The organism is Emticicia aquatica, from assembly GCF_923079645.1.
Lineage (GTDB): Bacteria > Bacteroidota > Bacteroidia > Cytophagales > Spirosomataceae > Emticicia > Emticicia aquatica.
This window is the reverse complement of record NZ_CAKLPY010000001.1, coordinates 1,712,391-1,721,149: the sequence shown is the minus strand read 5'-3', so window position 1 is coordinate 1,721,149 and position 8,759 is coordinate 1,712,391. Positions and strand designations below refer to the sequence as shown.

The following is an 8,759-nucleotide window of genomic DNA, read 5'->3' as shown; positions in this document are numbered from 1 at the left end:
ACAAAATGTTTTATACAGTAAACAAATACTCAATTATGATATTGTCAATTTTTTCAAGTTTACCAACCACTTGATTTGTAAGTTTTTTTCTAAACTCTAGTTCAATAACGCATTGGTTGTCGTAGGTTTGGTTACGAATTTTTAGATTAAATTCTTTGACGATTTTCATTATATCGTTCATTTGAATAAACTCAAAACTAACAATGTAAACATCATTGACTGTTTTTTCAACAATATCGGCAAGAGCGAGTGCTTCTGCGGTTGCAGATTTATAAGCATTTATCAAACCAGGAACGCCGAGTAATGTGCCTCCAAAATAACGAACTACGACAACCAATACATTTGTTATTTCATGCGAAAGAAGCGTATTTAGAATCGGTTTGCCCGCTGAACCCGAAGGTTCTCCGTCATCATTTACTCTAAAATTATTTTTGTCAAGTCCTAAGCGAAAAGCATAACAATAATGTACTGCCTTGAAATGTTCTTTACGAAGATTATCAACCAATTCTTTGACTTCGCTTTCATGCTCGATATGATAAGCAAAAGCAAAGAATTTACTTCCTCTGTCTTTAAATAACCCTTCGGCGGGCGATTTTATAGTTTTATAAGTGTCTTCTAATGACATGAAACGCTTTTATATGGCTTTTTACAAATCCGAGCTACACAATTTATTATTTAATTACTTTAAATTTTTTCCAATGATAACTTTTATCTGTTTGTGTTTCATCCTGCCAGCCTTTATAGATTACCAATCGATTTTCTACTTTTGTTACATAGAAATAATCGCCAGCACCTGCCCACCATGCTCCACAAGCTGATAACGCTTTCTTCGGAATTCCTTTATTTAAGTACTCACTTTTATCAATAAGTTCAGCATTTCCAGTAACTTTATCAACTTTGGTTGTTTTGTTGCCAAATGAAAGAGCAATATTTGATGAGGGGTTTCCATTTTCATCTTCAGGATTTTGTTTAATGACAAATTTAGTTTCATTTTTCTTTGTTAAACTCTCTTTGTCATTAACTTTGGTAGTGTTTTGTGCTACCGAAACAATTTTTACACTCAGTAAAACTAGGATTGCTAATAGTAATTTTTTCATGTTTAGATGGTTATTTATATTTATTTTAATTTGCTCTGATTAATACTATTTCATCACCAGACTTCATCTTTTTTTCAAAGAATTTTCCTGTTTTTGGGGCATTATTTATTGTATATTTTTCGCCTAAATTATGATATAAATTGATATTTCCTTCACGAGTTGATTTTATTTTTACTTCAACAACTTTTCCTAACTCAACTTTTGCCGAGATTTTAAAACCACCTTCAGTCCAAATATCTTGAAAAAAGAGGCTTTTCCAATAAAATGGCATATCAGGTAAAACATAAATGCCATCTATTCTGTTCTGAACTAAAAGTTCATAAATTGCTGATAATGCACCAAAACCAGCATCTAGTTGCATAATTTCACGATTTGGCGTATTTTCTGGAAGTTTACTCCAAACAGGTTGCCCAAAAACACTATGCCCATTAGTATTGGCATTTGATAACGTTCCTCTTCCTTCATTCGTGAAATTTTCTTTCCAATAATGTAACCAACTCACAGCTGCTTCTGTTTGACCAGTACGAGCGTGAATAATAGCAGCCCAAGGAAAACTCCAACCAGCCCAAGTTCCAGTTCCTTTTTCAACCCAAGTATTAACTGCATTTTGAACAATATTTTTATTTGTTTCGGCATTTGGGTCGATGCTTACAAACGGATAAATACTGCTTAAATGCGAATGATGACGATGGGCTTCTTTTAGCTCCATTCCTTCCCAAAGAGCAATGTTTTTATTAATTAGTGAATAATCGGGTAGTTTTGTGTCAACTTCTTTCCATCGTGGGTCAATTGGCATCTTGAGAATATTGGCGGCTTTGGGCAAAATTTTACAAATAGCATGTAAAGCAGCTAATTGAAATGAAGCATTATCGCCCCAAGCGTCAAAACTGTTTCCACCGTACTCTGGACTAACTGAAATTGGCAAATGGAAAATGCCATTTTTCTCTTCCAGCATTGCCCAATAACCCTCAAATGTGCCATTTAGTAGAGGATAAGCGGTTTTTTCTAAAATAGATTTATCTCCACTGTAACTAAAATGTAACCAAGCCATTTGAGCCATCCAAGCGGTACAAGCATGGTCAATTGTACCTGTCCAAAATGAACCAACAACCTTACATTTATCATCAACCGCATGTGGAAGCATCATCGCTCCTTTTCTGCCAAAAAAAGTTTCTCCGTTTTTAGATATTTGAGTTTTCCACGACTCAATCATGTTCCATAATGGCTTGAAATGGTCAAATTTACCCGACATTAAAGCGGGATAATAAATCATTTCGGCATTGATATTAAAATGGTAATCGTTGCTCCAGGGAGCAAGTTGATACTCTTCTATGAAAGGGCCTTGTAATGTACAAGCAATTCCTTGTGGTGGTGTCGAACATGCTTGTTTATACAATCCGTAATCGTACAATTCTTGAAGAATGGGGTCTGGTAAACTTACTTTTGGTATATTTTCCCAATAATTTTTCCACCAAGATTCAATGAGCGGAATTGCTCGTTGATAATCATTGTTTTGAAGTTTATGCTCAACAATTTCTCTGCTGTCGTAACGCAAAGATGTTGCTACTGAAACAGTATTTCCTTTCCGAGAATAGCCAATACTTAGCGGAACATCTTCAGGAAGTCGTTGTGTAAATCCACCACAATTATTTTCTGGACAAAGCCAAATTATTGGCTTCTCTATACCCGCTTTTGCTAGGTCTTCACTAATGAAATCCCATGCTGATTTTAACGATATTTTTGTTGCAGTTAAACCTGCTGGAATTGTTACCCAAAACAGTTCATCAATGATGGCTTGGCGAATAGTAATTATTTGAATTCTGCCTTGAAAAGTAGCACTTATTTGTATTTCAGCCTTTGAAAGATTCAATTCTCCTTTGGTAAGTGTCCAACCTTTTGGTAACTCGATTTCAAGTCGTCCACCACCGATTTGTCGTGGTTGACCAAAACTTGGATTAGCGTTTGGCAGTTTGGGAACTTCAAAGGCATGTTTAATACTATCTTGCTGATTATTTTGTAGCAATTTTTTTAGCCCATTGTAATTTACCCGAACCGAAAAATCATTTCCGCCTCGATGGTCCCAAAATCCAGCTCTGCCAATCGTAATATTCAAAAGATTATCTTTTCCCCAAACCATTAATCCTTGTGTGCCATTCCCCAATAAAATACCCGTGTGGGTTCGAGGAAGTGGAAAATCCCAAGTTATTTTTTTGTTAATTTGAGCAATTGTAAAAGTTATTTTAGCAAAAGAAAAAAGTATAAAAATTGTTGTACGTAAATTACGTTTTGTCATTCGAGAATAAATTTTATTAATATTTTTGTAAACTTCCAGACTCAAAAATGTCCTTGTTTTTTATACCTTTTTGAGCCAATTCTAGCATTGCTTGGGCAACTTTGCTTCCTTCAATAATTTTATATTTATCTGGAATGAGTGCATCGAAAAACTCCATAAACACTTTTCCGATTTTTTCTCCCAAACGTTTTTCCTTTCTTTCTCCCGATAGCATTGATGGCCTAAAAATAATCAAAGTCGGATAACGCAAGTCGCTCAATGCTTTTTCAATTTCACCTTTTACTCGATTGTAATAAAAAAAAGATTTTTCATCTGCTCCCATTGCAGTAACTATTAAAAACTGTTTTGCACCGTTTTTAAGTCCAATTTTTGCAATATTGAGCGGATATGTGAAGTCAACTTTATAAAAATTTTCTTTTGAACCTGCTTGTCTCATTGTTGAACCAAGACAGCAAAAAATATCGTCCGCAATAATGTTGGATTCTTCTAAATTATCAAAATTGACAATAATTTGTTCAAGTTTTGGATGAGTAATATCAAGCGGTTTTCTTACAATAATCTTTGTTTTTTCGTAGAAATTACTTTCTAATAACTTGATTGTAAGCAAATTACCTATTAATCCTGATGCTCCAACTACAAGTGCAGTTTTCATAAAATCTAAAGGTTAAAAATCGACCTTAAATGTAATGATATTTATCCAAGAATGAAGAATGTTGAAGTAGAAATGACAATGCATTTTCTATAAAAGTGTTATTTTTGAAATTCACAACAGTATTTAACTTCTAACGTTTTTTGTTGAAATCAACCACGTGATAACCTACTAGCTTTTCAGCACGAGCAGTAACTGGGCGATGATAAATAAAAATTTCATAGGTATTTTGGGTTTCACCAAAATTACCTTCAAAATATGCTTCATCGGTTGTACTATTAGGTTTTTGAATAATAAAAATATAATTATAAACACCTTGTTTGAGTAGAATGGAAGCTGTATATCCTCCAAAATTATTGTCATAAATCATTTCATTGATTTTATCTAATCTCCAATTATTGAAACCACCATTGACATAAACTTTTTCATTAGCTCCCTCTAGTTCGTGGGTTTTAAGCCCAAAAGTTGTATAAATATAATCGGCCTCAACTTCACCATCTGTACTTTCTCGGTTATCAATAACAAAACTTCCATCAAAATCATTGGCTTCAATATAAGCGGTTTCACTTCGATTTGATTGCGGCGAAACCCACATTTCATCTTCTTTTCCACGACGAATTTGGGCAATATATTGACCTTTATTATAAGTGCTTCGGGAATCAAAAAAAAGAAATTCATTTCCTGCTGGAAAAGTATTTTCATCATCAAAAAAACGAAATTCTAATTTTGAGGTACTTTCATTGACACTAAATGCCCGAAGATTTTTGGCTGTTTTTTCCCAACGATAGTTTTGTCGAACAACTATTTTTAGTTCATCTCTAGGCGACATCATTCGATAACCGCCATAATTTATTTCAAAATCGACTTGTTGGTGTGAGCGAAATTTAGAAGGTGCTTGGGCTTGCTTAACCGTACCGAAAGCACCCACTTGGCTTTCGTAAACCATAAATCTTTTACTCAAAACAATGTCATCTTTTCGTCTTCCTCGCCATACGACTAATAAATAATTACCAGAAAGAAGAACTTTAGGAATCTCAATTTTATAATGATAATAAGGTATTTTAGTATTTCTTGAAACTCTATAATCATTGATTATCAAATCGTTATATTCTGGCATGTATTCAATTTCTGATAAAACAGATTGTTTCCAATCGTAGGTGCAGTGCAAAATTCGTACATGAAATTGTTCGTAGTTGGCATTTAAATCATCAAATTCTAACCATAGATTTTTAGTATCTTGTAACGACAAAATAGGCGGATTGAGTGTGCGAGCTGCATCATTCGCAGCACCTAAAAGTGGATAAAGTAAAACGGTTTTTATATTTGACTCATAAGTAAAATCTTCAAATTTGAGTTGTTTATCTTGGCCAAATAATAGTGTGTGAATAAATAAAAATAATAACGTGAACAGGTTTCGCATCGAATTAATTGTTTTTTCAAAGCTAACGAAATTTGAATTAAAATTGATATGAATCAATTGATTAACAAAAAAACTCCAAGTCCGAAAACTTGGAGTTTCTGTTAAAATTTTAATGTCGTATCGAATCTGATAATTAACTTTTCTTTTTCTTAGGCGTTTCTGGAGCCGTTGGAATTGCTGGAATTTTAGCTTTTATGCTTGAAATTCCTTTTTCGATCGCATCTTTAAAAAATTGATAAGAGCCATCACCCGAACCTAATGCTTGAGATTTTAATGCAAAACCTAACGCATCAGAAGGTTTGCCAAGTTTGTCAAGAATTTGTGCCTTAATCCAGTTATTACGGAAGTTTTCATTTAATCCCAATGATTTATCAACTAAACTTAATGCTTTGTTCAAATCCATTCCTTTTTGTAGCATATAATCGGCAGCTTGTTGGAATGTATTCGATGCTTCATTGTTCTTTTGGTTAACTGCATTTTCAATCGCTGCAGCATTATCAACACCAATTGTCAAAGTTACCTTTGTTTTTTCCCAGCTAAAATTTAATGAAGCAGCATCATCTTTTATATCAGAGAAATCAAAAGTTAAAGTCTCAACAGTTGAAATATCTTGAGGACGAGCCGTAACTCGCAAAACATCGTCAGATTGATTGTAACTTTGTTCGTTTACATTTAGGTTTTTACTGAAAATAATTGTCCAATTTGCTTGATTTGGAATCGACATGATAGCATATTTCCCTGCTTTCAAAGTTTGGCCTTGAACAGTAATATCGCCAGTTGTTTCGATTTTGGTTGCACCATTTGCACCTGTTCTATAAACTTTGTCGAATGGAATTAATTTCCCGAAAATCTCACGACCTTTTAAAGATGGACGAGAATAATCAATTGAAATTTTGGTTACGCCTACCACTTGAGAAATAGCAGCTCCAGGGCTAGGAGCTGGTGTAATTTGGGCAAAAATAGAAGTACTTGATAATAAGCAACTTAATGCTAAAAGAGCAATTTTTTTCATTGGACTTACTGATTTTGTTGATTTGATGAACTAAATTCGTGCAAATCTACGTATAAAACTCCAAGTATGCACCGAAAAAAAATACTCGATTTGTTAGAAAACTATCAAACGCATGATAGTAATGAATCAAAAATGAAAAGTGAAACAATAATATTTGTAAAAAACAATACAGATTGTTTCAAAAGAGAGCTGTTGATTGGACATATTACTGGTTCGGCATGGATTGTTGATAAATTGCGGCAAAATGTTTTATTGATTCATCATCGAAAACTTAATCAATGGTTTCAGCCTGGCGGTCATTGTGATGGCGATTCGGATGTTTTAAAAGTAGCATTAAAAGAAGCACGAGAAGAAACTGGTTTGACAAATATTATGGTATTAAACAGCAATATTTTTGATGTTGATATTCATTTGATTCCTGAACGAAAGCAAACGCCAGCACATTTTCATTATGACATTAGATTTATATTTGAAGCAGATTTAAACGAAAAATTAATTATTTCTGAAGAATCAAACGAACTGGCATGGATTCCGATTGAAAAAGTAATCAAATACAATGATTCAGATTCGATTATGAGAATGGTTAAAAAGCTATGAATTACAAAACTACTCATAATTCATAGCAAATATTAGTTATTCTTTTACTATTTTAGTAGTAAAATTAAGATTTTCAGCCGTAACTTTCAAAACGTAAGTTGCTTGTGGTAAGTCACTTTTGAAAATAGGTAAATTAATTTTACTTTCTTTGGTGGCAAAACTCCAAACGGTTTTTCCTGTAAAATCTGTTAACGAATATTCAAAATTATCACCAGCTTGGTTTTTTAAAATCCAAATTTTTACGCCTTGAGGGTCGTTAAATGGATTAGGGAAAACTACAACATCTTGTCCAGATTTTTTTAATTCAGCAATCAAAGATTCTAATTCTGCAATTTCGAAAGCTTTATCAAAATTAGGGATTCCATAACCAACTCTGTTATCAGGCGTTGCATATTGGCTTGCCGAACGAATCAAATATTCTCGCACTTGCATGTTAGTTAGTTTTGGAAAAGCTTGCCAAAATCCTGTAGCAAATCCTGCCATCAAAGGTGAAGAAAATGAAGTGCCATTGCTGGTTGTTACTGCTCCATTAGTTGCACCAACGGTTGTTCCTGCTCCTTGTGCAGAAAGTTCTGGCTTAATTCTACCATCGGCCGAAGGTCCAAAAGAACTAAAAGATGCAATATTTAAAGTATTTGCCACCGCACCAACTGTAATAATAGAATCTGCATCTGCAGGCGTTCCTACATATTTCCAACTAGCTGACCCTTCATTTCCTGCAGATGCAACCACCAAAATGCCTGTTTGAGCTGCCCAATCTGCTGCACGAGTAGCCAATGCACGGTCTCCATTCATGTCGGAATATTTATAATCTTGACTTGGATTATCAAATTCGGTATATCCCAACGATGTATTAATAACGTCAACACCAATGCTATCAGCCATTTCAGCACCAAACAACCAATTAGCTTCTTCTCGTTTTGTTTCGGAATTAATATCTTCGGTGGTTAGCAATAAATAATTTGCTTTGTAGGCTGTTCCAACAATTTTGCCGTTTTCAAATGCAGCCATACATGAAAGCACGCTTGTGCCATGACTGTGGTCATTAAAAACATTTGTTTCATTATTGACAAAATCCCAAGTAGCTATCACTCTTTTTTCGTTGAATAAATCGGTGAAAAAAGATAACTTATTGGCATTCAGAAAACCCGAATCTAAAACACCAATCAACATTCCTTCGCCATGATAACCTTTTTGGTGCATTTTATCAGCACCAAGCATGGCTAATTGATTTTGAGAAAAGCCATTATCAAATGTTTCTTCATTTTCAAATTTATTTTTTGTCTTGAAAACTTGATTTTCATCGTTTTGACGTGCGTTACGAATATCACCTTTGCCTTCTAAACCTCGAACAAATGATAATTTTAAAATCTTATCCAAAGTTGTAGCATTTGTTTGAATCAACGCTCCATTTATCCAACGAGATTTATACAAGATTTTAGCTCCAGTTTTAGCTATTTCGGTCAAATAACTTGGATTTGGTGGTAAATCTCTTTCAATAATAGCAATATTCTGTTTTTTACGTCGCTCAATTGAGCGGTCAGATAGAAATTCTTTCGGACGATTGATTGAATAAGGAGAATTCGTTTTGTCTTTGAACAATACAAAATATTGATTTTGAGCGAAAGTTGTAAATGTGGATAAAATAATAATAGTAGCGAGTAGAATCCTTTTCATAAAATATAGTTTGA

General features: G+C 33.8%; 8 protein-coding genes. 1 reads left to right on the top strand and 7 read right to left on the bottom strand.

The genetic code is table 11. The annotated features are described in order from the left end of the window. Nucleotides 1-10 precede the first annotated feature (10 nt). The 6 genes from MJQ71_RS07435 to MJQ71_RS07410 all read right to left on the bottom strand — a co-directional run bounded on the left by MJQ71_RS07435 (nucleotide 11) and on the right by MJQ71_RS07410 (nucleotide 6,471). On the bottom strand, nucleotides 11-625 hold the full coding sequence (locus tag MJQ71_RS07435; protein ID WP_238805938.1) for an IMPACT family protein: 615 nt from the start codon (nucleotides 623-625) through the stop codon (nucleotides 11-13). 46 nt (nucleotides 626-671) lie between these two features. Beyond that, a complete protein-coding gene (locus tag MJQ71_RS07430; protein ID WP_238805937.1) occupies nucleotides 672-1,097 on the bottom strand; it encodes a hypothetical protein in 426 nt (141 codons plus the stop codon). A gap of 25 nt (nucleotides 1,098-1,122) precedes the next feature. Continuing rightward, the gene (locus tag MJQ71_RS07425) at nucleotides 1,123-3,390 is read right to left on the bottom strand and encodes a glycosyl hydrolase family 95 catalytic domain-containing protein (RefSeq protein ID WP_238805936.1); all 2,268 of its coding nucleotides are present in this window, start codon (nucleotides 3,388-3,390) and stop codon (nucleotides 1,123-1,125) included. A gap of 16 nt (nucleotides 3,391-3,406) precedes the next feature. Further along, nucleotides 3,407-4,042: a Rossmann-fold NAD(P)-binding domain-containing protein gene (locus MJQ71_RS07420; RefSeq protein ID WP_238805935.1), complete on the bottom strand. Its 636-nt coding sequence runs from the start codon at nucleotides 4,040-4,042 to the stop codon at nucleotides 3,407-3,409. 130 nt (nucleotides 4,043-4,172) lie between these two features. Next, on the bottom strand, nucleotides 4,173-5,459 hold the full coding sequence (locus MJQ71_RS07415; RefSeq protein WP_238805934.1) for a type IX secretion system plug protein: 1,287 nt from the start codon (nucleotides 5,457-5,459) through the stop codon (nucleotides 4,173-4,175). Between the two features lie 133 nt (nucleotides 5,460-5,592). Next, nucleotides 5,593-6,471 carry a DUF2911 domain-containing protein gene (locus tag MJQ71_RS07410; protein ID WP_238805933.1) on the bottom strand — a complete coding sequence of 293 codons (879 nt, stop codon included), beginning with the start codon at nucleotides 6,469-6,471 and terminating at the stop codon, nucleotides 5,593-5,595. Nucleotides 6,472-6,537: 66 nt separating this feature from the next. Between MJQ71_RS07410 and MJQ71_RS07405 the strand changes: the two genes are divergently transcribed. Beyond that, nucleotides 6,538-7,068 (top strand): NUDIX hydrolase, encoded by a 531-nt coding sequence (locus MJQ71_RS07405; protein ID WP_238805932.1) that lies wholly within the window; start codon nucleotides 6,538-6,540, stop codon nucleotides 7,066-7,068. 36 nt (nucleotides 7,069-7,104) lie between these two features. Here MJQ71_RS07405 and MJQ71_RS07400 read toward each other — a convergent pair whose 3' ends face one another. Next, a complete protein-coding gene (locus MJQ71_RS07400; protein WP_238805931.1) occupies nucleotides 7,105-8,745 on the bottom strand; it encodes a S8 family serine peptidase in 1,641 nt (546 codons plus the stop codon). Nucleotides 8,746-8,759 lie beyond the last annotated feature (14 nt).

Excerpts from the sequence above, each read along its gene's own strand:
- MJQ71_RS07425 (WP_238805936.1), bottom strand. The coding sequence starts at position 3,390 with ATGACAAAACGTAATTTACGTACAACAATTTTTATACTTTTTTCTTTT.
- MJQ71_RS07430 (WP_238805937.1), bottom strand. The coding sequence starts at position 1,097 with ATGAAAAAATTACTATTAGCAATCCTAGTTTTACTGAGTGTAAAAATT.
- MJQ71_RS07420 (WP_238805935.1), bottom strand. The coding sequence starts at position 4,042 with ATGAAAACTGCACTTGTAGTTGGAGCATCAGGATTAATAGGTAATTTG.
- MJQ71_RS07405 (WP_238805932.1), top strand. The coding sequence starts at position 6,538 with ATGCACCGAAAAAAAATACTCGATTTGTTAGAAAACTATCAAACGCAT.
- MJQ71_RS07435 (WP_238805938.1), bottom strand. The coding sequence starts at position 625 with ATGTCATTAGAAGACACTTATAAAACTATAAAATCGCCCGCCGAAGGG.
- MJQ71_RS07410 (WP_238805933.1), bottom strand. The coding sequence starts at position 6,471 with ATGAAAAAAATTGCTCTTTTAGCATTAAGTTGCTTATTATCAAGTACT.
- MJQ71_RS07415 (WP_238805934.1), bottom strand. The coding sequence starts at position 5,459 with ATGCGAAACCTGTTCACGTTATTATTTTTATTTATTCACACACTATTA.
- MJQ71_RS07400 (WP_238805931.1), bottom strand. The coding sequence starts at position 8,745 with ATGAAAAGGATTCTACTCGCTACTATTATTATTTTATCCACATTTACA.